General features: G+C 71.5%; 26 protein-coding genes. 12 read left to right on the forward strand and 14 right to left on the reverse strand.

Annotated features, from left to right (window positions below):
- Positions 1 to 24: 24 nt before the first annotated feature.
- The gene (locus LXT12_RS09690) at positions 25 to 1,845 is read left to right on the forward strand and encodes a rhamnogalacturonan lyase B N-terminal domain-containing protein (RefSeq protein ID WP_233391487.1); all 1,821 of its coding nucleotides are present in this window, start codon (positions 25 to 27) and stop codon (positions 1,843 to 1,845) included.
- Here the strand turns inward: LXT12_RS09690 and LXT12_RS09695 are convergent.
- Positions 1,835 to 2,239 carry an acyl-CoA thioesterase gene (locus LXT12_RS09695; RefSeq protein ID WP_233391489.1) on the reverse strand — a complete coding sequence of 135 codons (405 nt, stop codon included), beginning with the start codon at positions 2,237 to 2,239 and terminating at the stop codon, positions 1,835 to 1,837. The two genes, LXT12_RS09690 and LXT12_RS09695, sit on opposite strands and share 11 nt — an antisense overlap.
- A gap of 71 nt (positions 2,240 to 2,310) precedes the next feature.
- On the opposite strand from LXT12_RS09695, the gene LXT12_RS09700 reads away from it, so the two are divergent.
- On the forward strand, positions 2,311 to 4,092 hold the full coding sequence (locus LXT12_RS09700; protein ID WP_233391491.1) for an ABCB family ABC transporter ATP-binding protein/permease: 1,782 nt from the start codon (positions 2,311 to 2,313) through the stop codon (positions 4,090 to 4,092).
- A gap of 219 nt (positions 4,093 to 4,311) precedes the next feature.
- Here the strand turns inward: LXT12_RS09700 and LXT12_RS09705 are convergent, their stop codons facing one another.
- The 3 genes from LXT12_RS09705 to LXT12_RS09715 are packed head-to-tail and all read right to left on the reverse strand — an operon-like array spanning position 4,312 to position 5,548.
- A complete protein-coding gene (locus tag LXT12_RS09705) occupies positions 4,312 to 4,623 on the reverse strand; it encodes a hypothetical protein (RefSeq protein ID WP_233391492.1) in 312 nt (103 codons plus the stop codon).
- Positions 4,624 to 4,676: 53 nt separating this feature from the next.
- The gene (locus LXT12_RS09710) at positions 4,677 to 5,291 is read right to left on the reverse strand and encodes a UPF0149 family protein (RefSeq protein ID WP_233391493.1); all 615 of its coding nucleotides are present in this window, start codon (positions 5,289 to 5,291) and stop codon (positions 4,677 to 4,679) included.
- A 17-nt stretch (positions 5,292 to 5,308) separates the two neighbouring features.
- Entirely contained in the window at positions 5,309 to 5,548 is a 240-nt protein-coding gene (locus LXT12_RS09715; RefSeq protein ID WP_233391494.1) for a hypothetical protein, read from the reverse strand.
- Positions 5,549 to 5,593: 45 nt separating this feature from the next.
- Here LXT12_RS09715 and LXT12_RS09720 point away from each other — a divergent pair, with 45 nt between their 5' ends.
- The 4 genes from LXT12_RS09720 (at position 5,594) to LXT12_RS09735 (ending at position 9,843) form a co-directional block, all read left to right on the forward strand.
- Positions 5,594 to 6,439, forward strand: coding sequence for a transposase (locus tag LXT12_RS09720; RefSeq protein WP_233391496.1), 846 nt, complete (start codon positions 5,594 to 5,596; stop codon positions 6,437 to 6,439).
- A gap of 87 nt (positions 6,440 to 6,526) precedes the next feature.
- A complete protein-coding gene (locus LXT12_RS09725; RefSeq protein ID WP_233391498.1) occupies positions 6,527 to 7,726 on the forward strand; it encodes an efflux RND transporter periplasmic adaptor subunit in 1,200 nt (399 codons plus the stop codon).
- On the forward strand, positions 7,723 to 8,949 hold the full coding sequence (locus LXT12_RS09730) for an ABC transporter permease (RefSeq protein WP_233391500.1): 1,227 nt from the start codon (positions 7,723 to 7,725) through the stop codon (positions 8,947 to 8,949). The genes LXT12_RS09725 and LXT12_RS09730 overlap by 4 nt, the downstream gene beginning before the upstream one ends.
- Before the next feature lie 201 nt (positions 8,950 to 9,150).
- Positions 9,151 to 9,843 carry an ABC transporter ATP-binding protein gene (locus tag LXT12_RS09735; protein ID WP_233391502.1) on the forward strand — a complete coding sequence of 231 codons (693 nt, stop codon included), beginning with the start codon at positions 9,151 to 9,153 and terminating at the stop codon, positions 9,841 to 9,843.
- Here the strand turns inward: LXT12_RS09735 and LXT12_RS09740 are convergent.
- The 4 genes from LXT12_RS09740 to LXT12_RS09755 are packed head-to-tail and all read right to left on the reverse strand — an operon-like array spanning position 9,830 to position 13,084.
- Positions 9,830 to 10,570, reverse strand: coding sequence for a LytR/AlgR family response regulator transcription factor (locus LXT12_RS09740; RefSeq protein WP_233391504.1), 741 nt, complete (start codon positions 10,568 to 10,570; stop codon positions 9,830 to 9,832). The two genes, LXT12_RS09735 and LXT12_RS09740, sit on opposite strands and share 14 nt — an antisense overlap.
- Positions 10,567 to 11,616 (reverse strand): LytS family sensor histidine kinase, encoded by a 1,050-nt coding sequence (locus LXT12_RS09745; RefSeq protein WP_233391506.1) that lies wholly within the window; start codon positions 11,614 to 11,616, stop codon positions 10,567 to 10,569. Before LXT12_RS09745 ends, LXT12_RS09740 begins: the two co-directional genes overlap by 4 nt.
- On the reverse strand, positions 11,613 to 12,689 hold the full coding sequence (locus LXT12_RS09750) for a sensor histidine kinase (RefSeq protein WP_233391508.1): 1,077 nt from the start codon (positions 12,687 to 12,689) through the stop codon (positions 11,613 to 11,615). Before LXT12_RS09750 ends, LXT12_RS09745 begins: the two co-directional genes overlap by 4 nt.
- An 11-nt stretch (positions 12,690 to 12,700) precedes the next feature.
- The gene (locus LXT12_RS09755; RefSeq protein ID WP_233391510.1) at positions 12,701 to 13,084 is read right to left on the reverse strand and encodes a hypothetical protein; all 384 of its coding nucleotides are present in this window, start codon (positions 13,082 to 13,084) and stop codon (positions 12,701 to 12,703) included.
- Positions 13,085 to 13,272: 188 nt separating this feature from the next.
- On the opposite strand from LXT12_RS09755, the gene LXT12_RS09760 reads away from it, so the two are divergent.
- A complete protein-coding gene (locus LXT12_RS09760; protein ID WP_233391512.1) occupies positions 13,273 to 15,522 on the forward strand; it encodes a penicillin-binding protein 1A in 2,250 nt (749 codons plus the stop codon).
- Between the two features lie 3 nt (positions 15,523 to 15,525).
- On the opposite strand, the gene LXT12_RS09765 is transcribed toward LXT12_RS09760, so the two are convergent.
- Positions 15,526 to 15,915, reverse strand: coding sequence for a VOC family protein (locus tag LXT12_RS09765; RefSeq protein WP_233391514.1), 390 nt, complete (start codon positions 15,913 to 15,915; stop codon positions 15,526 to 15,528).
- Positions 15,916 to 16,003: 88 nt separating this feature from the next.
- On the opposite strand from LXT12_RS09765, the gene LXT12_RS09770 reads away from it, so the two are divergent.
- The 3 genes from LXT12_RS09770 to LXT12_RS09780 all read left to right on the forward strand — a co-directional run bounded on the left by LXT12_RS09770 (position 16,004) and on the right by LXT12_RS09780 (position 18,305).
- A complete protein-coding gene (locus LXT12_RS09770; protein ID WP_233391516.1) occupies positions 16,004 to 16,942 on the forward strand; it encodes a hypothetical protein in 939 nt (312 codons plus the stop codon).
- 17 nt (positions 16,943 to 16,959) lie between these two features.
- A complete protein-coding gene (locus LXT12_RS09775) occupies positions 16,960 to 17,484 on the forward strand; it encodes a helix-turn-helix transcriptional regulator (RefSeq protein ID WP_233391517.1) in 525 nt (174 codons plus the stop codon).
- Between the two features lie 149 nt (positions 17,485 to 17,633).
- Positions 17,634 to 18,305: a hypothetical protein gene (locus LXT12_RS09780; protein ID WP_233391519.1), complete on the forward strand. Its 672-nt coding sequence runs from the start codon at positions 17,634 to 17,636 to the stop codon at positions 18,303 to 18,305.
- A gap of 7 nt (positions 18,306 to 18,312) precedes the next feature.
- Here the strand turns inward: LXT12_RS09780 and LXT12_RS09785 are convergent, their stop codons facing one another.
- Positions 18,313 to 18,843 carry an SRPBCC family protein gene (locus LXT12_RS09785; protein ID WP_233391521.1) on the reverse strand — a complete coding sequence of 177 codons (531 nt, stop codon included), beginning with the start codon at positions 18,841 to 18,843 and terminating at the stop codon, positions 18,313 to 18,315.
- A gap of 85 nt (positions 18,844 to 18,928) precedes the next feature.
- Between LXT12_RS09785 and LXT12_RS09790 the strand changes: the two genes are divergently transcribed.
- Both LXT12_RS09790 and LXT12_RS09795 read left to right on the forward strand, forming a co-directional pair.
- The gene (locus LXT12_RS09790) at positions 18,929 to 19,774 is read left to right on the forward strand and encodes a phytanoyl-CoA dioxygenase family protein (protein WP_233391523.1); all 846 of its coding nucleotides are present in this window, start codon (positions 18,929 to 18,931) and stop codon (positions 19,772 to 19,774) included.
- A gap of 147 nt (positions 19,775 to 19,921) precedes the next feature.
- Positions 19,922 to 21,247: a BON domain-containing protein gene (locus tag LXT12_RS09795; RefSeq protein WP_233391525.1), complete on the forward strand. Its 1,326-nt coding sequence runs from the start codon at positions 19,922 to 19,924 to the stop codon at positions 21,245 to 21,247.
- 66 nt (positions 21,248 to 21,313) lie between these two features.
- Here the strand turns inward: LXT12_RS09795 and LXT12_RS09800 are convergent, their stop codons facing one another.
- From LXT12_RS09800 to ttcA, 4 genes are all read right to left on the reverse strand, one after another.
- Complete coding sequence (locus LXT12_RS09800) at positions 21,314 to 21,742, reverse strand: hypothetical protein (RefSeq protein ID WP_233391527.1); 429 nt, start codon at positions 21,740 to 21,742, stop codon at positions 21,314 to 21,316.
- A 115-nt stretch (positions 21,743 to 21,857) separates the two neighbouring features.
- Positions 21,858 to 23,240 carry a bifunctional UDP-N-acetylglucosamine diphosphorylase/glucosamine-1-phosphate N-acetyltransferase GlmU gene (glmU, locus tag LXT12_RS09805; protein ID WP_233391529.1) on the reverse strand — a complete coding sequence of 461 codons (1,383 nt, stop codon included), beginning with the start codon at positions 23,238 to 23,240 and terminating at the stop codon, positions 21,858 to 21,860.
- Between the two features lie 84 nt (positions 23,241 to 23,324).
- Positions 23,325 to 23,945, reverse strand: a complete 621-nt coding sequence (locus LXT12_RS09810) for a DUF4136 domain-containing protein (RefSeq protein WP_233391531.1) — start codon at positions 23,943 to 23,945, stop codon at positions 23,325 to 23,327.
- Positions 23,946 to 24,007: 62 nt separating this feature from the next.
- Positions 24,008 to 24,940 (reverse strand): tRNA 2-thiocytidine(32) synthetase TtcA, encoded by a 933-nt coding sequence (gene ttcA / locus LXT12_RS09815; protein WP_233391533.1) that lies wholly within the window; start codon positions 24,938 to 24,940, stop codon positions 24,008 to 24,010.
- Positions 24,941 to 24,945 lie beyond the last annotated feature (5 nt).

The following is a 24,945-nucleotide window of genomic DNA, read 5'->3' on the forward strand; positions in this document are numbered from 1 at the left end:
CCGGGCACCTACGGAGACGAATCAATGCGGATCAACGACCTCCGCCGGCACTTGCGCCGGCTGGGCGCGGCAGCCTGCGCGCTCTTCTTCATCGTCCTCGCGTCGCCGGCGCTGGCGGCCTTCAGCCTGACCACCGTCTACGACAGCGGCAGCGCGTCCAAGGTGCAGTACCAGGTGGACACCGGCGGCGGCCTCGTGTTCAAGGTGATGGCCTACGACAACGGCTCCAGCACGCAGTCCAAGGGCGACCTCTCCAGCATCCTCTACAACGGCGTGCAATACGCCGACGCCAGCCGCGGCTCGCAGCTGAACTCGGGCTTCGATTTCCTCTACAGCAACGTGTCGGCCGTCGACGTGCAGGCGCAGATGATCAGCAGCACCGGCGTCGCCACGCTGGCGTCCACGGCCAACGGCGGCGTCGTCAGCGGCGGCGCCTACGTGAAGATCACGGTGACGGTCTTCAGCGCCAACGGCGGCGTGCTCAAGCACTACTACATGGCCAGGAGCGGCGAGCCACGCATCTACATGGGCACCTATTTCACGGAGGAGCCCGACACGCTGAACCTCGTGCGCTTCATCGTGCGGGTGCCCATCGCGGCGCTGTCGCAGGGCGGGCCGGCCGGCACGCCGGGGGGCGTGGACAGCAGCGGCAACTGGCCGCAGGACCTGCGCAGCACCGACACGACGGTCGAGGCCAGCGACGTGTTCGGCATCTCCGGCACGGGCCAGACGCGCTCCAAGCACTACTCCAACATGCGCCTGAAGGACTGGCAGTACTTCGGTGGCCGCAACAGCGCGGGCACGGTGGGTTTGTGGTTCTACCGTGACAACAACGAGGGCAACTCGGGCGGCCCGTTCTACCGCAGCCTGCTCAACCAGATCACGGCCACCAACAACGAGCTGACCTACATCGTCAACTACGGCGAAGGCCAGACCGAGGCCTTCCGCCTGGGCGTGCTGAACAGCTACACGTTGATGTTCACGGGCGGCAGTGCGCCGCCGGCGCCGGACACCAGCTGGTTCTCCGTGATGGGGCTGGACGGGTACGTGGCGCCCGCCGGCCGCGGCGCCGTCGCCGGCGTGGGCCTGTCGGGCACCGATGGGAACTTCACGTACACGGTGGGTTTCTCCAACGCGACGGCCCAGTACTGGACCACCGCCAACCTGGCCAACAGCGGCTACTTCAAGGCCACCGGCATGCGGCCCGGCACCTACACGCTGACCGTCTACAAGAACGAGCTGGCCGTCTACACCGGCAGCGTCAACGTCACGGCCGGCGGCACGACGCTGCTCAACACGATCGCCGTCAACGCCGACCCGGCCAGCACGGCCGCACTCTGGCGCATCGGCAACTGGGACGGCACGCCGACCGAGTTCCTGAACGGCGGCCGCTTGACGACCATGCACCCGACCGACAGCCGCATGAGCAACTGGGTGCCGTCCACCTTCGTTGTCGGCACGTCCACCGCGGCGGCCGGCTTTCCCGCCTACCAGTGGAAGGACGTCAACAACGCCCGCGTCATCACGTTCACGCTGACCAGTGCCCAGGTGAAGAACCTGACGCTGCGCATCGGCACGACGGAAGACTTCAACGGCGCCCGCCCGCAGGTCACGGTCAACGGCTGGACTTCGGCCGTTCCCACGGCGCCGGCCAAGGGCTCCCGCAACATGACCGTCGGCACCTACCGCGGCGTGAACCGGCTCTACAGCTACGCCATCCCGGCGTCGGCGCTGGTGGCCGGCACCAACACGCTGACGATCAATGTCGTCAGCGGCACGAGCGGCACGGCCTACCTGAGCCCGGGCTTCTCCTATGACGCCGTCGACTTGATCGCTACGCCGTGACCAGCCGCGGCTTGCCCTCGCGGTCGATCGCCACGTAGGTCAGGTTGGCCTCGGTCACCTTGACCACGTGCAGGTTCTCCGGGTCGCGCTCGGCGAACACCTCCACATGCACCGTGACCGACGTGCGGCCCACGCGCGTGACGGTGGCGTAGAAGCTCAGCAGGTCGCCGATGGAGACCGGCTGCTTGAAGACGAACTCGTTGACGGCCACGGTGGTCACGCGGCCCCGTGACAGCCGCGCCGGCAGGATGGAGCCGGCAATGTCCACCTGCGCCATGATCCAGCCGCCGAAGATGTCGCCGTTGGCATTGGCGTCGGCGGGCATGGGCATCACCCTCAGCACCAGCTCACGCTGGCCGGCAAGGGGTTGAACGGGGCTTGAATCCTGGGTCATCGCGTTCACTTGCAACAATTCGTCCTTCATTCTCGGTCCTGCGCTTGCGAACACTCACCTCAGCATCATCCGTGCCACCACCCGCCGCGGCTCCCGCACCGCGGGGCGACTGGGGCACCGTCGGCCGCCTGCTGCCCTATCTCTGGCGCTACCGCTGGCGCGTGGCCCTCGCCCTGGGCTTCATGGTGGGCGCCAAGGTCAGCAACGTCGGCGTGCCCATCCTGCTCAAGCACCTCATCGACGCCCTGGACATCAAGCCCGGCCAGCCCCAGGCGTTGCTGGTCGTGCCGCTCGGTGTGCTGCTGGCCTACGGCGGCCTGCGGCTGTCCACGTCGCTGTTCACGGAGCTGCGTGAGCTGATCTTCGCCAAGGCCACCGAAGGCACGGCGCGCAGCATCTCGCTGCAGGTCTTCCGCCACCTGCATGACCTGAGCCTGCGTTTCCACCTGGAGCGCCAGACCGGCGGCATGACGCGCGACATCGAGCGCGGCACCCGTGCGGTGCATTCGCTGATCAGCTACTCGCTCTACAGCATCGTGCCCACCCTCATCGAGGTGGTGCTGGTGCTGACCCTGCTGGGCGTCAAGTTCGACGCCTGGTTCGCCGGCATCACCGTCGCGGCCCTGGTCGTCTACATCGGCTTCACCGTCGTCGTGACCGAATGGCGCACCAAGTTCCGGCGCACGCTCAACGAGCTCGACTCCGTCGCCCACAGCAAGGCCATCGACTCGCTGCTGAACTACGAAACGGTCAAGTACTTCAACAACGAGGACTTCGAGGCCCGGCGCTACGACGAGAGCCTGGAGAAGCTGCGCCGCGCCCAGCTCAAGAGCCAGACGACGCTGTCCCTGCTCAACACCGGGCAGCAGCTCATCATCGCGACGGCCCTCGTGCTGATGCTGTGGCGCGCCACGCAGGGTGTCGTGGACGGCCGCCTGAGCCTGGGCGACCTCGTCATGGTCAACGCCTTCATGATCCAGCTCTACATCCCGCTGAACTTCCTCGGCGTGATCTACCGCGAAATCAAGCAGAGCCTGACCGACATCGAGAAGATGTTCCGCCTGCTCGACCGCGAGCGCGAAGTGGCCGACGCGCCGGATGCAGCCGAACTCGCCGTTCGCGGCGGCAGCGTCGTGTTCGAGGACGTGCGCTTCGCCTACGACCCCGTGCGGCCCATCCTGCACGGCGTCAGCTTCGAGATCCCGGCGGGCAAGAAGGTGGCCGTCGTCGGCCCCAGCGGCTCTGGCAAGAGCACGCTGGCGCGCCTGCTCTACCGCTTCTACGACATCGACGCGGGCGCCATCCGCATCGACGGCCAGGACATCCGCACGGTCACGCAGTCCAGCCTGCGCAAGGCCATCGGCATCGTGCCGCAGGACACCGTGCTCTTCAACGACACGGTGGCCTACAACATCGCCTACGGCCGGCCGGGGGCGAGCCAGGCCGAGGTGGAGGCCGCCGCGCGGGCGGCCCACATCCACGCCTTCATCGCCGCCACGCCGCTCGGTTACGACACCATGGTCGGCGAGCGCGGCCTCAAGCTCTCGGGCGGCGAGAAGCAGCGCGTGGCCATCGCCCGCACGCTGCTGAAGAATCCGCCCCTGCTCATCTTCGACGAGGCGACCTCGGCCCTGGACTCGACCAACGAACGCGCCATCCAGGCGGAGCTGGAATCGGTCGGTCGCGAGAAAACCGTGCTCGTCATCGCCCACCGCCTCTCCACCGTCGTCGACGCCCACGAGATCCTCGTGCTGGAGCAGGGCCGCATCATCGAACGCGGCCGGCACGACGAGCTGCTCGCCCGCAACGGCCGCTACGCCGAGATGTGGCGACTGCAACAGTCGGGTGAATGATCAGCGCGTGTTGCGCCCTTGATCGGCCCCTGGCGCCGCCGCAGGCCGGCGCCCCTTCCTACGGCATGCGCTGATCCGGCTCTGCCCCACTGGCAGGCCTTGCAGGCCGCGCCGGGCCAGTGGCCCGGCCCTTCGCCAGGCAGATTCAATCCACCGGATTGAATCTGTCCGGGCTCAGCCCCCTTGAGGGGGCCGGCGCAGCCGGTAGGGGGAGGGCCTTCAGTGCGGCTTCTTGGGCTTCTCGAAGCTCTTGGGGCGGTAGACGTTGCCGTCCCATTCGCCGTCCACGCGGCCGTGCTGCGCGGACTCGCGGGCGCGGCGGATGACGCGCTCGGCCTCCATGGCCGCGGCACGCGTCTGGCGCTGGCGGCGGCGCCAGCCCACCGCCTGGTCGATGCGGCTGCGCAGCCAGGCGGCCAGCCGGGCGGCGGCGGCGTCCACCCGGGCCCGAAAGCGGTAGGGCAGGGCCATGTGCACGGCCAGCGCGAGGCAGACGGCCAGGCCGAGAGCAGCGAGCACGGTGTGAAGCATGGCCTGAGTGTGAACCAAAGCCGGGCCAGCTACCACCTGCGTTGAGGGGATGCTTACGATTTCTTGCGCTGGGCCCACAGCGCCAGCACGGCGTCAGGAATCTGGCGGCTGGCGGCGTCCCGCTCGGCGGCCGTCGCTTCGGCCAGGGCCCCGTCCTCGCCGCCCAGGGCGGCCACGGGCGCCAGCAGGGGCGCGGTCGCCGCGTCTTCGAACCAGGGCGCCCAGGCGTCGGGCGCCAGGTCCACCGCCATCAGGAAGCCGGCGGCCCAGTCTTCGGCGTCGGCGTATTCGGTGTCCTCGTCCTCGCCGTCGGCGAAGCTGAAGATGGGCTCCCAGGCCTGCGGCCTTTGCACCCAGGCCGTGGCGATGGAATGCAGGTGGCGCAGCACCAGCATGACGACCTTCTTGCGCTGCTTGCCGCTGGCGAAGGGCGCGGCGTCGCCCTCCGAGCCGTCGCCGCCCCAGATCACCGGCAGCCAGTCGGAGCCGGGCAGGTCGGCGAGCGCCCGGCCCGGCGTCAGCAGCAGCCCGGCGAGATAGCCGTCCAGGGCCTCGACGTTCATCGCGCCGTCGGTGGGCAGGGCGGCGAGGAGTTCGTCGAGATCGTCCAGTTCCTCGTCGGACAGCGGGCGGTTGTCTGAGGCGGGGTTGTAGTTGGGATATTGCATGGGTGGGCTTCGCGAATTCAGCCGTGGCGGCCGTGGCGGCTCTTGGGCTTCTTGCTGTCGAATTCGGCGATCTGGGTCTTCAGCAAGGCCATCAGCACGCGGGCGTTCTGCTCGGTCATGAGCAGCAGGCTGCTCGGCTCGACGCCCTCGACCGGCGTCCGGCTCGACACCAGGGCATCGAGCTTGAACACGATCTGGCCCTGCAGGTTGTTGGCGGCGGCCTTGAACTTCTGGATTTCGATCTGGTGCGTCTTCATCGGGCCTATCTTGCCATTCCCCCGCCAGCGCCGTAATGTCGGCGCATGGCGCGGCCCGCTCGACTCGAGATCGCCGGCGCGGTCTATCTGATCGGCGCCCATTGCCCGTTCGACAGCCGCCGCCCCGCCTTCGCCGACGAGGCCGACCGTGCCGAGATGCGCGCCGTGCTGGCCCAGGCCCTGCACCGTTTCGATGCCCAGGCCCTGGCCTACGTGCTGCTGCCCGACCACTACCACCTGCTGCTGTTCACGCGGCGGGCCAACCTCTCGCAGCTGATGCGCCACGTCAACGGCGTCTACACCCAGCACCAGCAGCAACGCCGGGCCTTCAGCGGGCCGCTCTTCCAGGGGCGCTTCCGGGCGGTGCTGGTCGACCGCGAGCGCCACCTGCTGGACGCCTGCCGCTACATCGACCTCAATCCCGTGCGCCTGGGCCTGGCCCGCAGCGCCGCGGACTGGCCGGGTTCGAGCTTTCGCGCCCTGGCGGGCCTGGAGGCCGCGCCCGAGTGGCTGGACGTGGATGGCCTGCACGGCCACCTGCTCGGCCGGCCGCCGCAGACCGCCGCCCAGCGCCGCCAGGCGGGGGAGCGTTATGCCCGGCTCGTCGCCGCGGAGCCCGGCCTGCAGCTGTGGCCGGGGCGGCTGCGCGAGCAGATCTTCCTCGGCGATGCCGACTTCGCCCGCCGCATGCGCGCCACGGCGGGGGCGCCAAGGCGCGTGGCGCGCACGGGCTGGGCCGAGTGGCTCAAGCGCGCCTGCGGCATCCGCGAGCAGGCGCTGTGGCTGGCCCACACCCAGGGCGGCGTTGCCATGACGGAGCTGGCCGCGCAGCTCGGGCTGTCGGTGTCGCGGGTCAGCCGCCTCATCGCGGCGGCCGAGCGGGCGGTCTGAGCCGGGCCCGGCCCGTTTCTTGAGCACCGTCAACGCCGCGGGCCCGTGCCGGCCCTCCAATGGCGGCATGGCGACGACGGGGTGGCGATGAGTGCGAAGCAGTGGATGGCCGCGGCCGGCGTGGGTCTGGCGCTGACGGCCGCAGCGGCCTGGGGCTGGTGGCGCGGACGCGAACTGCCCAGCTACACGGTCCAGCGGGGCGAGTTCGTGCAGGCCATCGTGGCCAGCGGCCGTGTCGAGACGCCCCACCGCATTGACATCGGCGCCCAGATCACGGCGCCCGTGGCCGCCGTGCCGGTGGCCGAGGGGCAGCGCGTGTCTCGTGGCCAGCTGCTGGTGCAGCTCGATGACCGCGAACTCGCCGTCGCCGTGCAGGCCGCGCAGGCCCAGGTGGCCCAGGCCGAGGCGAAGCTGCGCCAGCTCGTGGAGGTGCAGGCTCCGGTGTCGGCCCTGGCGGTGCGCCAGACGCGCATCAGCCTGGACAACGCCCGCGCCCAGGCCCAGCGCCAGGCCGACCTGTTCCAGCAAGGTTTCATCGGCCAGGCGGCGTTGGACGAGTCCGTCAAGGCGCGCGAGCTGGCCGAGGCGCAATGGCGCTCGGCCGTCAAGCAGGCCGAGAGCGAGATGCCCAGCGGCAGCGACTTCGCCCTGGCCCGCGCCAATGCCGATGCGGCCCGCGCGGCCCTCGACGCAGCGCGGGTGCGCCAGGGCTATGCGCGCATCGTCGCACCGGCGGCCGGCGTGCTGATCGCCCGTTCGGTCGAGGCGGGCGAGCAGGTCTCCCCCGGCCACGTGCTGATGACGCTCTCGCCCGACGGCGCGACCCAGCTCGTCGTGCAGATCGACGAGAAGCACCTGCGCCACCTCGCCCTCGGCGCGCCGGCCTGGGCCAGCAGCGAGGCCTATCCCGAACGGCGCTTCTCGGCGGAGCTGGCCTTCGTGAACCCCGGCGTCAACCCCCAGACGGGCGCGGTCACCGTCAAGCTCGACGTGCCGCATCCCCCGCCGGGCCTGCAGCAGGACATGACGGTGTCGGTCAACGTCGAGGTGGCGCGCCACGCCGACGCCCTGGTGCTGTCCAGCGACGCCATCCACGACGCGGCCGGCCCGCGGCCCTGGGTGGTGCGCGTCGAGGGCGGCCGCGCCCGTCGCGCCGAGGTCAAGCTGGGCGCCAGCGCCGGTGGGCGGACCGAGATCGCCGGCGGCCTGCAGGCCGGTGACCGCGTGCTGCCGGCCAGCGTCGTCGTGCGCGATGGCGAGCACGTGCGCTTGGCGGCCCCCGCATGAGGTCCTGGCAGCCCTTCGAATGGATCGTCGCCCTGCGCTTCCTGCGCGAGGGTCGCATGCAGACGGCCTTCATCGTCGGCGGCGTGGCCATCGGCGTGGCCGTCATCGTCTTCATGTCGGAACTGCTGCTCGGCCTGCAGGGCAACTTCATCCGCCGCGTGCTGACGGGCCAGGCCCACATCCAGCTGCTGCCGCCCAAGGAGGCCGCCCGCGTGCTGGCTTCGGCGCCCGGCGAGATCGGCGCGGCCACGGTGCAGCCGCCGCTGCAGCGCATGCGCTCCATCGACCAGTGGCCCGCCGTGCGCGACCAGCTCCGGGCGCTGGCCGACGTGGCGGTGGTGGCGCCCACGGTGAGCGGCTCGGCCCTCGTCGCGCGCGGTGGCGCCAGCCGCTCCATCTCCATCGTCGGCGTGGACGCGGCCGACTACTTCCGCATCGTGCCCCTGCCCGACAAGATCGTCCGCGGCGAGCCGCGGCTCGGGCCAGGGGACCTGCTCATCGGCAGCGACCTGGGCAGCGACCTCGGCGTGTCCGTCGGCGACAAGCTGGTGCTGACCGCCGCCTCTGGCGCCCAGGCCACGCTGACCGTGGCCGGCATCTTCGACCTCGGCAACCGTGGCGCCAACATGCGCACCACCTTCGCCGCCCTGCACACGGCGCAGAGCCTCATGGGCCTGCCCGGCGGCGCGACCAGCCTGGAGGTGACGGTGCACGACGTCTGGGCCGCCGAGACCGTCGCCCAGCGCATCACCGCGCTGACGGGCGTCGAGGCCGACAGCTGGATCCGCAACAACGCGCAGTTCTTCTCGTCCATCAACGCGCAGTCGACGGCCAACACCTCCATCCGCTTCTTCGTGGGGCTGTCGGTGGCTTTCGGCATCGCCAGCGTGCTGGTGGTGTCGGTGGTGCAGCGCTCGCGCGAGATCGGCATCCTGCGCGCCATGGGCGTCACGCGCGGGCGCATCCTGCGCGTCTTCCTGGTGCAGGGCAGCCTGCTGGGCATGGGCGGGGCGCTGATCGGCTGTGGCCTGGGCGCGGGCGCGCTGGTGCTGTGGCAAAAGCTCCAGCGCAATCCCGACGGCACGCCGCTGTGGCTGCTGGAGCTGCATCCGGCGCTGTTCGCCTCGGCCGTCGCGCTGGCGGCCCTGACGGGGCTGGCAGCCGCCTTTGCGCCCGCGCTGCGAGCAGCCCGGCTCGACCCTGTCGTGGCGATCCGGGGCTGAAATGAAGCAGCCCCCGGCCCAACCCCGCGCGCTGAACGCGGCGCGGGTCTGGTCCGCCCCCCGGGGGGGCGGCGATGCTTGCGGCATCGAGCCGCAAGCACATCGCCAGCGCGGGCCGGCTCGGGAGCGGCCCAGCGCTCGGCCCGCAACTCCCCGTTTCATGCGTCGCGGGGGCCGCGAACGCGGAAGGGACAACTGAGCATGACCCAGCCCGTCGTCCAGCTCGTCGGCGTGAAGAAGGCCTTCAACGTCGGCACGCCCATCGAGACCGAGGTGCTGCACGGCATCGACCTGGCCCTGCAGCCCGGCGAGTTCTGCGCCGTCATGGGCCCCTCGGGCTCGGGCAAGAGCACCCTGCTCAACATCGTCGGCCTGCTCGACCGCCCCTCGTCCGGCCAGCTCTTCATCCAGGGCCTGGATACCGCCACGCTGGACGACGCCGGCCTCACGCGGCTGCGCGGGCGTAGCATCGGCTTCGTCTTCCAGTACCACCACCTGATCGCCGCCTTCAGTGCGCTGGAGAACGTCATGCTGCCGCTGCTGGGCCAGCGCGGCTTTCCCGACGCGGCCATGCGCGTGCGCGCCGCCGAGCTGCTGGCGGCGGTGGGCCTGGCCGATTTCGCCGACCGCCCTGCCGACCGGCTCTCGGGCGGCCAGCAGCAGCGCGTGGCCGTCGCCCGGGCCCTGGCCCTGCAGCCCCCGCTGCTGCTGGCCGACGAACCCACCGGCAACCTCGACACCAAGAGCGCCGAGGCCGTGTTCGCCCTGCTGCGCCGCTTCAGCACCGAGGCCGGCACGGCGGTGCTCTTCGTGACCCACAACCCAGCCTTCGCCCAGCGCTGCGACCGCCTCATCGAGGTGATCGACGGGCGCATCGCCGCTACAGCTGCTTGAAGCGGTGGGCGTAGGTCGGGCTGACCTCCAGCGTCTCGGGACGGTCCTTCAGCGTGATGTGCAGCTTGCCGCTGAGGGAGCGGCTGACCGACTTGATGGCGTGGGCGTTGACGATGGTGGAGCGGTGCACCTGCCAGAAATGCTCGCCGTCCAGGCGCTGCACCAGCTCCTTGAGGGGCACGGAGATGAGGGCCTCGCTGTCGGCCGTGACGACGGCGACGTATTTGTGGTCGGCCCGGAAGTAGGCCACGTCTTCCACCGTGATGAGCTGCAGCTCGCGCCCGCGCTGCACGGTGATCCAGCGCAGCGGCTCGACGGCGGCGGCGGGTGCCGTGCGCGCCGCCAGGCCGCCGAGGTCGGCGGGCGGCTGCGTGAGGCGCTCCTTCAGGCGCAGCAGCGTCCTGGCCATGCGCGCGGGGTCCAGGGGCTTGAGCAGGTAGCCCACGGCGCCTTCGTCGAAGGCCTGCACGGCATAGCGCTCGTGGGCGGTGATGAAGACGACGTGGGCCCGCCCGCCGATGAGCTGGGCCACCTGCAGGCCGGACAGGCCCGGCATCTGCACGTCCAGGAAGCAGACCTCGGGCGCCAGCTGCTCCACCAGGCGCAGGGCCTCGTGGCCGTCGCGGGCCATGCCCACGACCTGGGCCTCGGGCCACTGGCGCAGCAGCTCCTCGCGGATCTCGACGGCGAGCAGGGCTTCGTCTTCGGCGATGAGGATGCGGGTCATGTCGGCGGCGCGGCGGCGGGCAGGGGCCAGATCAGCTTGAACAGGGGCATATCTTCGACGGTCAGCGTGAGGCTGGCGGCCTGGCCGTGCACGGCGCGCAGCCGCTGTGCCAGCTCGGCCAGGGGCACGCGCCCGGCGGCCAGGCGGGTGAGGCTGAGGTCGGGGCCGAGGGCGCGCAGGCGCAGCTCGGCCGTCGCCGGGGTGGCGTGCAGGGACAGGCTCCACAGCGTGGTGCCGTCGTCCAGCAGCGGGCGCACCAGCGGCAGCAGCACCATGGGCGCCAGCGGCCACTCGGGCGGCTCGCCCAGGCCGGCCAGGTGCAGGCGCTCGGTGTGCTGGGCGTCGGTGCCCACGAGCCGGGCGTAGGCGCGCAGGGCGGCCACCTCGCGGGCCAGCGTCGACACCTCGGCCTCCACGTGGGGCTGCAGGGCGCGCAGCCAGTCGATCAGCGCGGCCAGCCGGGCCTGGGCGCGCTGGGGCTGGTGCAGCAGTTCGTCGTCGATGGCGGCCAGGCGCTCGGACAGCAGGGCCGGGTCCACCCGCGCCTGCAGCGCAAGCAGCTGGGTCGCAGCCAGCTGGCGCTCGCGCCGGGCCGCGGTGTCCTGCAGGGTCGCCAGCCGCGCCTGGGCACGGCGCGAGAAGCGCAGCTGCACGTAGACGGCCACGCCCAGGCCGTGCCAGATCAGCGTCGTGCTGGCCAGGGCGAAGTCGTTCTCCCAGGTCCACCAGCCGACCTTGCCGAGCAGCGGGTAGAGGCGCGGCGCGATCAGCCAGACGCCGCCCACCACCGTCAGCGCCACCACGCCGGCATAGGCCAGCCAGACCGGCAGCCGGCCGGCGTCGACCAGCGCATCGGCCAGTCGCAGCAGCAGCACCGCCGGCACGCCGAACTGGAGGACGTTGTAGGCCAGCGCGTCGAGCGTGGCGCCGGGCGACATGCCGTTGTTCAGCGGCGTGCCGTTGGCCACCAGCGTGGCCGCGCCGACGAGCAGCATCCAGCCCAGGTCGCCGGGCTTGAAGGAGGGGACGGCGCCCGGCCACCTCATCGCGGCAACTGCACGCGGGCGATGAGGCCGCGCGGCTGGTTGAGGTGCAGGCTCAGCCGGGCGGCTGGGCCATAGGCGGCCAGCCGCGCGCGCAGCGTGGCCAGGCCCGTGCCGCTGCCGCTGCTGGCGCCCATGCCGGCGCCGGTGTCGGCCACCTCCAGGCGCAGCAGGCCGGGCTCGTCGGGGTCCGGTCCGGCGCGCACGCAGATCTCGCCGCCGGCCACCTGCGGACCGATGCCGTGCTTGATGGCGTTCTCCGCCAGCGTCAGCAGGCAGGTGGAGGGCACGATGACCTCGCCCAGGCCGGGCGCGACCTCGAAGCGCAGCGTGAGGCGCTCGGGGCCGATGCGGCGCTGGTGCAGGGCCAGGAAGGCCTCGACGAGCTCCAGCTCGCGCGCCAGCGGCGTCTCGGCCTGGCGCAGCTCGGGCAGGGCGGCGGCCAGGTAGCGGCGCAGCTCGCCGAGCATGGCGTGAGCTGCGCGCGCGTCGGTGCGTGCCAAGCGGCGCAGGTGGGCCAGGGTGTTGAAGAGGAAATGCGGCTCCACCTGGGCCTGCAGCAGGGCGGCGCGGGCGGCGTCGAGCTGGCGGGCCAGGTGCTGCTCGCCGCGGCGCAGGTCTTCGGCGCTGGCCTCGCCGCGCTGGGCGCGCTGGCGGTATTCCAGCCCCAGGCAGACGCAGGTGGTGACGGTCAGCAGCACCTGCAGCGAATACGGGCCGAGCTCGCCATCCCCGCCCAGGAAATGGGCGCTTCGGTTGAGCCCGGCGAAGAGCAGCGCCAGGCCGCCGATCTGCACGGCCAGGCCCCAGGTGCGCGCCGGCCGGTGCCGCGGCAGCCAGGGCTCGGTGAGCGCCGCGCCCAGCCACAGGCCCCACAGCAGGGCGGCGAGGGCGAGGCCGCTGCCGACGATCTCTCCCGAATGGCAGCTCAGCTCGGCATGGCGCACCGTGGCGAGCACGCAGCGCATGCCCGCCGGCAGCGTCAGCGCCATGCCCAGCGCGAGGCTCAGGCCGCCGGCCGCCAGCAGGCTGCGCCGGTGCAGCAGGGCGAAGCGGTGGACGGCGGTGTCGGGCATCGAAGGGAGCGTCAGCGCGATTCGGTCGGCAGGGCTTGTGCCACGGTGGCGGACGCCGCCGTCGCGACGACCCGGGGCAGGGGGTCGGCGAAGCGGATGTTAAGGACGTAGCGCTGCGGCGCGCCGGCCCGGCAGTCCAGCGACTCCATCGCGATGCGCACCGGCGCGCGGTAGGACCGCGTGCCTTGCATGGCGACGAGCCGGGTGTGGCCGGCGGCGTCGACGTCGAACTCCACGCGCACGTCGCCTTCACGGCCGATGCGCTGCTTGGCGCTGGCCAGGTATTCGCTCAGCTGACCGGTCAGGTCCGGGCAGCCGGCGGGCGCCTCGGAGGGAGCCGGCGCGGCGAAGGCGGGGGCGGTGGCGAGCACCAGCAGGGGCAGGAGGGTCTTCATGGCAGGCGGGGGTGAGTGGTCGATGGCGCAAAGTTACGGATCGGCATGCCGCGAGTCAGCTGCCGCCGGACGAACCGCGCGATCGGGCCGACGAACCGCTTTGGCCGGCGGATGGCGGACGGGCCGGGGTGACTTCCGGCAGGCGGGGCGCGCCGGCACCGGCGGCGAGTCGGCCTACGATGCGGCCCATGCTGAATTTCCTTGCCCGGCGCCCGTGGGTCGCCGCGACGCTGGCCGTCCCGCTGCTCATCCTGCTGGTCGGCCTCATCCTGGCCACCATCATCTGGGCGCAGTTGCCCGCGCTCGATGCGCTGACCGACTACCAGCCCCACCAGCCGCTGCGCGTGATGAGCGCCGACGGCCAGCTGCTGGGCGAGTTCGGCGCCGAGCGCCGCCGCTTCGTGCCGCTGAAAGACATCCCCAAGCCCTTGCAGGACGCCCTGCTGGCCGTGGAGGACAGCGACTTCTACACCCACTCCGGCATCGACTACGGCGGCATCGCCCGGGCGATGCTGCACAACATCCTGCATCCGCGCCGGCTGCAGGGCGCATCCACCATCACCCAGCAGCTCGCGCGCAACATGTTCCTGAGCAACCGCCAGACGCTGTCGCGCAAGATGCAGGAAGGGCTGCTCGCCATCAAGATCGAGCACAACCTGACCAAGGAGCAGATCCTCGAGATCTACATGAACCAGATCTCGCTGGGCAACAAGGCCTATGGCTTCGGCGCGGCGGCGGAGCGCTACTTCGGCAAGCCGCTGGACAAGCTCACCACGGGCGAGATCGCCATCCTCGTCGGCCTGCCCAAGGACCCCAACAAGCTCAACCCGGTGCTCTACCCCGAGCGCGCCCGGCGCCGCCAGGCCGTCGTGCTCGGACGGCTGGCGGCGGTGGGCCTCATCACCGCCGAGGAGGCCCAGGCCGCGCGCGAGAAGCCGTTGGAGGTGCGCCGGCCCAAGCGCCTGTCAGGCGTGGCCGACCATGCCGCCGAGCAGGTGCGCGCCGAGATGGTGGCCCGTTATGGCGAGGAGTCCTACACGCGCGGCCTGACGGTGACGACGACGCTGCTCTACGCCGAGCAGAGCGCGGCCCAGGAGGCCCTGCGCCACGCCCTCTTCGAGCTGGAGCGGCGCCAGCCCTTCCGCGGCCCCGAGGCCACCATCGAGCTGCCGGAAGACAGCGAACAGCTCGACGAGGCGCTGGACGCCGCCTTCGAGGCCCATCCCGACCTCGGCGAGCTGCGCGCAGCCGTCTTGCTGAAGATGGAGAAGAACGCCGCCGTGCTGGTGCTGTCCGACGGCGACGAGGTCACCTTGAAGGGCGCGTCGCTGCGTCCGCTGCAGAACCTCAAGCCCGGCGCCGTGCTGAGGCTGCTGGAGTCCAACAAGCAGTGGCTGCTGAGCCAGACGCCCCAGGCCGAAGGCGCGGTCGTCACGCTGGATCCGGCGACGGGCGCCATCCGTGCCCTCGTGGGCGGCTTCGACTTCGCGCGTAACCAGTTCAACTCGGCCACCCAGGCCTACCGCCAGCCCGGCTCGGCCTTCAAGCCCTTCATCTACTCGGCCCTGATCGAGCAGGGCGGCTGGGCCGGCACGCTGGTGAGCGACGAGCCCTTCGTCCAGGGCGACTGGGCGCCGCGCAACTACGACGGCCAGTACGAGGAGGCCCTCACGCTGCGCCAGGCCCTGGCGCGCTCCAAGAACATGGTCACCATCCGCATCACCCAGGCCCTGGGGCCGCAGCGGGCCCGCGCCTGGGCGGCGCGCTTCGGGCTGGAGGAGGACAAGCAGCCGCTGAACCTGACCCTGGCCCTGGGCACCGGCTCGGTCACGCCGCTGCAGATGGCCCAAGCCTACGCGGCCTTCGACAACGCCGGCCTGCGCCCGACCGCCTGGCTCATCGACCGCGTGCAGGACGCCCAGGGCACCGTCATCTGGAAGGCGGAGCCGCCCAAGCCCCAGCAGGCCATCAGCGCCCGCAATGCCTTCATGACGGCCCAACTGCTGGCCGCCGTCGCCCGCGAGGGCACGGCCGCCAAGGCCAGCTCGCTGCTCGGCCGCTGGGACCTCTACGGCAAGACGGGCACCACCAACGACGCCGTGGACGCCTGGTTCTGCGGCTTCCAGGCCTCGCGCGTGGGCGCGGTGTGGATCGGCTATCCCCAGCCCCGGTCCCTCGGCGAGCGCGAGACCGGCGGCGGCCTGGCCCTGCCGGTGTGGGCCTCGACGATGGCCGTGGCGCTGCGCGGCCAGCCCAACATGCAACTGACCCCGCCGAGCGAAGGCCTCACGCGCGTGGGCGACGACTGGTTCTACAGCGAGTTCGCCGGCGACCTGGCCATTGCGCGCATCGGCGTCAGGGAGCCCGAGCCGCCGGCCTCGGCGCCCGAGGGCGAGGTGGTGCTGCCGGGCCAGGACGCGCCCGTACGCAACAACTGAGCGTCAGCCCGTGGCGGCGGGCGGCTCCCAGAGCTCGACCTTGTTGCCCTCGGGGTCGAGCACCCAGCCGAACTTGCCGTACTCGGAATCTTGCGGCTCGCCGACCACCTCGCAGCCTTCGGCGCGCAGCGCGGCCACCAGGCCATGCAGGTCGGCCACGCGGAAGTTCACCATGAAGGCCGCCTGGCTCGGCGCGAAGTAGCCGGTGTCGGCCTTGAAGGGCGTCCACATCGAGCTGCCGGTGCCGCCCGGGTTGTCCGGCGAAGCCCAGGGCAGCTCGGCGCCGCCCCAGGGCTGCACGTCCAGGCCCAGGTGCACGCGATACCACTCGGCCAGGGCCTGAGGGTCGCGGGACTTGAAGAAGATGCCGCCAAAACCGGTCACGCGTTTCATGGACTCTCCCGTTGCCGAGCCGATTTCAGCACGGCTGCGGAGCCCTGGGGGCCGGCACAATGTCCCGAAGAAGATTCAGGGAGAGGCGATGAGGACGAAGCCGGGTGCGGGCAGCAAGCCCGTCGAGTTGCCTGCATGGATGTGGACGGTGGCTTTCACCAAGCACCGCTACGTCCCCGGCGCCTGGCGAGCGGCATTGCAGAGCCTGAATACGAGACTGCGGTCCCGCCCGGTGCGGCTGCCCGCCGGGTTCTCGCACAGCCCCAGGGACTCCTCCAAAAGCGCCGGCAAGGCGGAGCTGGCGCGCCAGAAGCGCCGCCTCGACCGTCTTGCCCATGCCAAGGCGCGGTTGCCGGCCACCTGGGAGGCGCTCGGCTACGAGTTCCCGACGCCCGTGGCGGTCAGGCTTCACCTGCGGCGGCGCGACAAAGGAAAGTTCTGGCTTTTCCTAGCGGATTCGAAGGGGCCGCTGGCCTATCTCGAGCGCAGTGCCGACTTCGCCGCTGGCGTGGTCCAACACGAGTACATGGTGCGCAATCCGAAGCGCAGCGGCGAGGGCAAGGGCCTCGCCGACCGGGCGATGGTGAATGCCTCGGTCGTCTACCCCGCGATCGGCATCCACCGCGTCGAGCTGGCCGCGGGCCTCTCCGGCGGGAGCGCGATCTGGCCTCGCCTGGGCTTTTGCCCATCCAACGTGCAGGCGTGGTCCGCCCTTCGGAAGGTCATCCAGGCCAACTACCTGAAACTGCCGCCCGCCGTGGAGCCTTCGTTCGCCCTGCTGCACGGCCGGTCGCTCGGCAGTGCGATCCAGGCCATCCTGGCGGACGACGATCCCGCGGCGATCTTCGAAGTGGTGAGCCTCGATGACGACTCCCGGGTCAGGCATGCCCTCGGACTCCAGCACCCGCTGTCCGGCCTTCTTCTCGTCGGGGGGCATTGGCGCGGGCACCTCGACCTGCAGGGGCTCGGCGGCGCGCGGCTTCGGGATTTCGCACAGGGCAGGGGGTTCACCGTCCCGGTGGTGTGAGGAGTAGACTGGCCGCCATGAGACGCGGAGTCCGTTTCGCCCCATCGGGCGCATGGATCAGTGCCGAAGCGGACCTCGCCCGCTCGGTGGCCGAACTCGACCGCGAAAAGCCCGGATGGGACAGCGAGTCCCGGCGCCTCAGCGTCGTCCGGCGCCTCGAGAAGGACGCGTCGACGCAGGGCGTCCAGGCCGCCGTCGACGTCTTCGGCAAGGATGCGGTCTACAAGGCCTTGCCCTGCGCGGGCCTTCGCCTGTCGGGCGAGGTGGTGGTCGACGCCGAGGGCCGGCCGGTCTACGGCGCACCGGCGCCGAGGGCCGTCGACCTGTTCACGCGGGCCGAGCTGTCGGTGCGCGAGGCCGAGGTGCTGCGCGCCCTCGCCCAGGGGGGCAGCTTGAGGGACATCGCCGTGCGCCTGGGGCTGAGCCAGCACACCGTCTCGCAGCTGCAGCGTCAGTTGATGCTCAAGCTCGGCGACGCGCTCTCCGGGCCGGTTGCCGAGGCGGCCATCGCCGCCGTGCTCGGCAAACGCAGCGTCGAATAGCCTTCCCGCCGTACGCGATCGAGCCGGCAGGGCCCGCCGCGTAACAGTCTGTTGACGGGCACAGCGCCGTTCGGAATCGCTTGCAATTGCCGAGGCGGCCGGCCGCCAGAGCCACTAGAGTTCGGGCGGTTGCCGCTCCGAGGTGCGCCATGCCCCACACCCCCGCCATTGCCCTGACGCTCATCGCCTTGCTGGCCGCCGGCTGCGCCACCGTGCGTGAGGCCCATATGGCGCAGGCGGCTTCGGTGGCGGGCGTGGCGGAGGAGCCTTTCGGCAAGCCGGGCTGGGGCCGGCGCGGGGAGTTCATGCTGAGCGGCCAGCGCGTGCGCTACGAGCGCAGTGCGGACCGGCTTTCGCTGTTCGACACCCTGGCCTCGGGCCGCTCGACGCTGCGCTACACCTGGTCCGGCCCGGCGGGCGACGCCACGGCCGACTGCACGGCCCGCCAGGCCGAGGCCACGGCCCGCGGCATCACCGCCACCGTGCGGCCCTGGACGCTGAACTGCCGCTGGAGCGGCGCCTCCGACGCCGTGCTGCAGATCGGCGAAGGCCAGGTCCGGCGCGGGCAGTCGACCCGCGAAGGCAGCTACCGCCGCGGCGAGCTGACCCTGGGCCTGCGCTCGGTGCACCTGCTGGAGGGGAGCTCCCTGGTGCAGCCATCGGCGGTGGGCTACGAGATGCTGCACGAGGGCCAGGTCGTCGCCAGCCTGGACCTCGCCAGCGGCCTGCCGCGCCTGCGCCGGCCCGACCCCGCCACGCCGCTCGGCCGCGCCGCCACCGAGGCGGCCCTGGCGCTGGCGCTGGTGTGGGAGCCCGCCTGACGCGCGTTCAGGGCTTTTCGGCGAGAGCCTTGAGGTTGGCGAGGCCGGCGTCGAAGTCGGGGCCGACCATGCGGTCCATGAACAGGCCCATCCAGCGGTAGACGGGGTTGGCGCCCATGTCGCCGTCCATGGTCCAGGTGACCTGGGTGGCGCCGCCATTGGGGTCGAGACGGAACTCGCCGCTGGAGGTGGTGCCGAAGTCCGGGAAGAAGAGTTCGTAGCCCAGGCGCTTGGGCGGCTCGGCGGACGTGAAGCTCATGCGGCCGTCGCCCTGGCTCTTGCTCTTCCAGGCCCAGACGGCGCCGACGCCCGAGGCTGCGCCGCTGTACTCGATGGCCATGGCCGGGTCGCGCCGGTTCCAGGCGCTCCACTGCTTCCAGCCGCGCGGGTCGGCGACGAGGGCGTAGACCTTCTCGGGCGGCGCGTTGACCGTTACCGTGCGCGACACGGCGAACCGGGGCGACAGCAGCAGGCCGCCGCCGAGCAGCACGGCGAGCAGCAGGACGACGGCGGCCAACAGCCTCTTCAGCGCTTTCATGAGGACTCTCCCTGGCGTTGCGGTGCGCACACTGTGAGGCCTGCGTGGCGGGCACACAATCCGCACAACTCCCTTGCGCACAGTCATGACCCTAGACGCCGACCGCTACCAAGAACAGGGCTATCTGGTCCTGCCGGGCTTCAAGTCCGCCGCCGACATCGCCGCGCTGCGCGAGCGGGCGCTGCGCATCGTCGATGAGTTCGACCCGGGCGAGCAGCGCCCCGTGTTCACGACGGAGGAGCAGCAGCGCCACGTGGATGACTACTTCCTCGACAGCGGCGACCAGGTCCGCTGCTTCTTCGAGGAGGAGGCCTTCGACGACGCCGGCCGCCTGCGGGTGGACAAGGCGCTGGCCATCAACAAGATCGGCCATGCGATGCACGACCTCGATCCCGTCTTCAGCGCCTTCAGCAAGGGCGAGGCCCTGCGCGGCGTGGCTGCGGCGCTGGGCCTGGCCCGGCCGCAGGTCTGGCAGAGCATGTTCATCTTCAAGCAGCCCGGCATCGGCGGCGAGGTGCGCTGGCACCAGGACGCCAGCTTCTTCGAGACCGACCCCATCACCGTGACCACCTTCTGGTTCGCCCTGGAGGATGCGACGCTGCACAACGGCTGCCTCTGGGCCGAGCCGGGCGGCCATCGCGGGCCGCGGGGCGTACTGCGCGAACGCTTCGTGCGCGAGGGCCGCAGGGCCTGGATGGAGCAGGTCGACCCCTCTCCGTGGCCGGCCGCCGATGCCGCCCAGGCCGTGCCGCTGGAGGTCGAGGCCGGCTCGCTCGTCGTCTTCCATGGCCTGCTGCCGCATTACTCGGCCGCCAACCGCTCGGACCGCTCGCGCCACGCCTACACCCTGCACGTGACCGACGCAGCGAGCCGCTATTCGCCCCGCAACTGGCTGCAGCGTGACCAGACGTTGCCGGTGCGCGGGTTCTGAGCCGGTCTCTTCACCAACGTCACAACTGCTCACGATCCCGGCCCCTTGTCCTACAGGGCGAGGCTGCCGCGGCCGGCAAGTCACGGGCCTGGGTCACTTCAAAGTCGTTCCTACCGCAAACGTCGACAACGACGACAGGAGGCCGACATGAAATTCCCGAAATCCGTGCACGCCGAAGGTTGGGCCAGTCACCTGGAAACGACCAAGCCTGAGCACCTTCCCGATGCGCTGAAGGACGGCGTCCATGCCCCGCTGCATGCGGCCAAGGCGCCTGCGGGCGGTGCGATGCGCATGAAGGCGCCGCAACAACGGGTGACGCCGGAGATGTCGACGATCCCGCCGGTGTCTGCGAGCCAGGCGGCCTCGGCCGCGTCGACGCCGCGCATCGACCCTCAGCCTCGCCCGGAAGTGCGGCGCGACGTGCCGCGCGCCCAGGCCACCCACGCCGCCGCGATGCCGCCGCGCCAGGAGGGCCAGCGCAACTGGATGGTGGCCGCCGGTGCCGGCGCCGCCGTGATCGCCGCCCTGGCCGTCTGGGCCGTGAACCGCCCGGCCCACGACACCGCCACCGCGCCGGCCACCGTCACCGGCAGCGCCGAGCCGCAGCCGGCCCAGCCCGCCACCGACGTTGCAGCCGCCACGCCCGCCGCCGACACCGCGGCCTCGCAGCCCGCCGACACGGGCTCGACCGCCGCGGCCGATGCCACGACCGGCAGCGCGACGACGACCACGGCCGCCGCCGACAACTCGCGGGCCGACACGCCGGCAGCCACGCTGGGCAAGCCCGTGACGACCGTCAAGCCGGCACCGGAGTCGCGCCCCCTGGCCCAGGCGACGGCACCGGCGCCGCGCCCTGACCTCGTGGTGCGTGCCAACCCGCGCGCCGAGCCGGAGCCGGCCCCCTCGCCGGCCCTGCAGCCGCGTCCCTCGGCCGCCCTGCAGCCGTCGGCCCCTGTCGCCGCCGCGCCGGCGCCCGATCTGCAGCCCCAGGGCGTGGCCCAGGGCAATGCGCCCATCGTGATGGCGCCCACGGCGGCCGGCCCGGCGACCGCGCTGACGACACCTGCCGCCACGGCCCAGGCCATGCCCCAGCAGGCGACCCCGCCGGTGGCCGCCGTGACGTCTGACGCCACCGCGAGCGCCACGTCCCCGGGCGCCCCGCCGCTGGCCCAGGCAACGCCGCAGCAGGCCCAGGTCCAGCCGCCATCGGCCGCGCCCGAGGACGCCGGCATCACCCAGCAGGTGCGCGTGGCCCTCGCTTCCGAGGCGACGCTGGCCGGCGTGCCCATCGCGGTCAGCACCGACCATGGTGTCGTCAAGCTGGAGGGCCAGGCCCCCGATGCCCAGGCGCGCGCCCGCGCCACCGTCGTGGCCGCCTCGACCTCGGGCGTGAAGGCCGTCGACAACCGGCTGACGCTGCCGCCTTCGCCGGTTGTCAGCCAGGCGCCCACCGGCGCTGCCGACGGCCTCTGACCCGGCCGAGTCCGGAAACGACAAAGGCGCCCTCGGGCGCCTTTTCTTCTTCAGCCGCGGGCTGCCTCAGTGGCAATGCTGGTGGGGGGCCGGCGCCAGCTCGGCGTCGATCAGCGCTTCCTCGGCCGTCTCGCGGGCGGCCTCCAGCTGCAGGCAGAGTTCGGTGATGCCGTCGTCGCGGCCACCCACCACCTCGGGCAGCGGGGCGGCGGCGATGTCGGTGGGCAGGTCGGCCAGGGCGCCGATCAGCTGGAAGAGCAGTTCGAGGCTGGCTTCGCCGTCCTGCGGCAGGTCGCGGGCGGCACCCAGGCTGCGGGCCAGGTACCAGCAGGCTTCGGCGGCGTTGTCGCAGGCCTGGGCCTTGAGCTCGAGGGCGCGGTTGCGTGCCTCGGCTTCCTCGCCTTCGCGGCGGGCCTGGAGGGCCTCGTAAGCGCCCAGGTCGGCCGGGACGGCGTCATCGAGCGAGAGCGCGGCGAAGTCGAGTTCGTGGGCCATGGGCAATCGAGTCGTTGGACGGGATGATCCTAACGGGGGAGTGGCTGCATCGCCGCCCCCGCGCCCCGGGCGTCGTGACGCAATCGGCGGAACAAAGTCACGGGACGGGCTCTATTCAACGCTTCTTGGCGGGCCGGGTCCAGCCCGTGAGGGCGACCTGTTTGCCGCGCGCGACGGCGAGGTCGCCGGGGTTGACGTCCTTGGTGATCGTGGAGCCGCCGCCGATGGTGGCGCCGGCGCCGAGGGTGACCGGGGCGACGAGCACGCAGTTGGAGCCCACGTGCACGTCGTCGCCGATGGTGGTGCGGTGCTTGTTGGCGCCGTCGTAGTTGGCGGTGATGCTGCCGGCGCCGTAGTTCACGCGCTCGCCCACCGTGGCATCGCCGAGGTAGGCGAGGTGGTTGGCCTTGGCGCCCTTGGCCAGGGTGGAGTTCTTGACCTCGACGAAGTTGCCGATGTGCACCTCCGCGCCCAGCTGGGCGCCGGGCCGCAGCCGCGCGAAGGGGCCGATGAGGGCGCCTTCGCCCACCACCGCGCCGCCCGGCTTTTCGCCGTCAATGTGGGTGAACTCGTGGATGCGCGCGCCGGCGCCGATGCGGGCATTGCGGATGACGCAGTTCGCGCCGATGCGCACGCCGTCGCCCAGTTCCACCTCGCCCTCGAAGACGCAGTTGACGTCGATCTCGACGTCCTGGCCGTGGGTCAGCGTGCCGCGCAGGTCAAAGCGGGCCGGGTCGGCCAGGCGCACGCCGGCGCGCATCAGCGCCTCGGCCTGCTGGGCCTGGAAGGCGCGCTCCAGCTGGGCCAGCTGCACCGGGTCGTTGACGCCCAGCACCTCGGTCTCGCTGCCGGCCTTGATGCCCAGCACCGGCAGGCCCTCGGCCACGGCCATGGCGACGATGTCGGTCAGGTAGTACTCGCCCTGGGCGTTGTCGTTCTTCAGCTGGCCGACCCAGCGCTTCAGCGCCGCGGTGGGCGCGGCCATCATGCCGCTGTAGCCCTCGTGGATGAGGCGCTGCTCGGGCGTGGCGTCCTTGTGCTCGACGATGGCGAGCACGCCGCCGTCGTCGGGGTCGCGGATGATGCGGCCATAGCCAGTGGGGTCGAAGAGGTCGACCGTCAGCAGCACCAGGGCGTGGCCCGCGCAGGCGTCGATCAGGGCCTTGGCGGTGGCGGTCTCGATCAGCGGCACGTCGCCGTTGAGGATGAGGGTGGTGCCTTCTCCCACCAGGGCCGGCACGGCCTGCTGGATGGCGTGGCCCGTGCCGAGCTGGGGCATCTGGCGCACGAAGGCGATGCCGTCTGCGGCGACGGCGGCCTCGACCGCTTCGGCCCCGTGGCCGGTGATGACGATACGGGCCGCGGCGGCCAGGGGCTCGCAGCTCTTGAGCACGTGGGACAGCAGCGAGCGCCCGGCGAGCTTGTGCAACACCTTGGGCGTTGCCGACTTCATGCGGGTGCCCTTGCCCGCGGCCATGATCACGATGTTGAGCGCCATTCCCAGCCCTGATAGCTACAGCGAAGGCGCGATTATGGGCAGGCCGGGCGGCGGCGCCGGCCTGCTGCCCGTCCGAACGGGGTCCTAACGCATCGCCTGCACGCTCACGCGGTGGGACTTGGGCTCGACCTTGGGGAACTCGGCCAGCGCGGCGTCGAAGAGGATGCCCAGGGTGGCGTCGTTGCCGGCGGTGATGCCCTCGTTGCTGGCGTGGGTCTCGAACAGCGCCTCGCCGGTGGTGCGGTCACGCATCAGCACGGCCACGGCGCGGTCGTAGCGGCGGTCGAAGAAGGGGTCCTGGCGCCAACCCCAGCCGCCCCAGCCGCCATAGCCGTAGCGCGGCGAGAACAGGCGACCGCGCCAGCGCCACCACAGCGGGTCGTCCCAGGGCACGGGGTCGTAGGCGGTGATGCGCGCGCCCAGGGTCACCAGCACGTCGGCGCTCTTGGCGTCGGCGGCGGGCTTGAAGCCGGCCTTCTCCAGCGCGCCGCGGGCAGCGTCCTCGAGGGCCGTCTGGCGCTTGGTGGCCTCCTCGCTCTGCTGCTGCGAAGGCAGGCGCTCGAAGGCATAGGTGCCGGGCTTGCGGTCCGCCGGCCAGCTGCCATAACTGGAAACGTCGGCGGAGACGGTGTAGGGGCCGCTGCAGCCGGCGAGGGCCACGATGGATGCGGCGGCAAGCGACGAGAGGACAAGGCGACGGTTCATGGCGACACCTCCGTTGGACGAGATGCGCCCATTCTGACCCGCCCGGGTTGCCGGCGTGTAAATCAGCGTTGCAGCGTGATCACCGAGGCGGCCGGCGACGGCGTGGCGCAAGACTCATCGTCGTCGAAGGCGATGTCGCCGCCCGCGTCCGCCACCCCGGTGGCCTTGATGGTCTCGAAGGGAAAGAGCTTCTTGTCCATCATGTGCGAGGGCACGATGTTGGTCATGGCCGTGAAGATGTTGTCGATGCGGCCCGGGTAGCGCTTCTCCCACTCGTTGATCATGGCCTTGACCTGCACGCGCTGCAGGTTCTCCTGGCTGCCGCAGAGGTTGCACGGGATGATGGGGAACTCGCGGTGCTCGGCCCAGCGCACGAGGTCGGGCTCCTTCACGTAGGCCAGCGGCCGGATGACGACGTTACGGCCGTCGTCGCTGACCAGCTTGGGCGGCATGCCCTTCATGCGGCTGCCGAAGAACATGTTCAGGAACAGGGTCGTGACGATGTCGTCGCGGTGGTGGCCCAGGGCGATCTTGGTGCAGCCCAGCTCGCCGGCCACGCGGTAGAGGATGCCGCGGCGCAGGCGCGAGCACAGCCCGCAGGTGGTCTTGCCCTCGGGCACCACGCGCTTGACGACGGAGTAGGTGTCCTGCTCCTCGATGTGGAAGGGCACGCCGCGGCTCTTCAGGTAGTTGGGCAGTACGTCCTCGGGGAAGCCGGGCTGCTTCTGGTCGAGGTTGACGGCCACCAGCTCGAACCTGATCGGCGCGCGCTGCTGCAGGTTGAGCAGGATGTCCAGCATCGAGTAGCTGTCCTTGCCGCCCGACAGGCAGACCATGACCTTGTCGCCGTCCTCGATCATGTTGAAGTCGGCGATGGCCTGGCCGACCTGGCGGCGCAGCCGCTTGGAGAGCTTGTTGATCTCGTGGGCGGCCTTCTTGGCCGCGAGGTCGGCGGCGCTCGGCTCGGCGGTGGTGGGTGCTAGGACTTCGGTCATGGGCT

The organism is Pelomonas caseinilytica, assembly GCF_021353235.1.
In the GTDB taxonomy this organism is placed as follows: Bacteria; Pseudomonadota; Gammaproteobacteria; order Burkholderiales; family Burkholderiaceae_C; genus Pelomonas; species Pelomonas caseinilytica.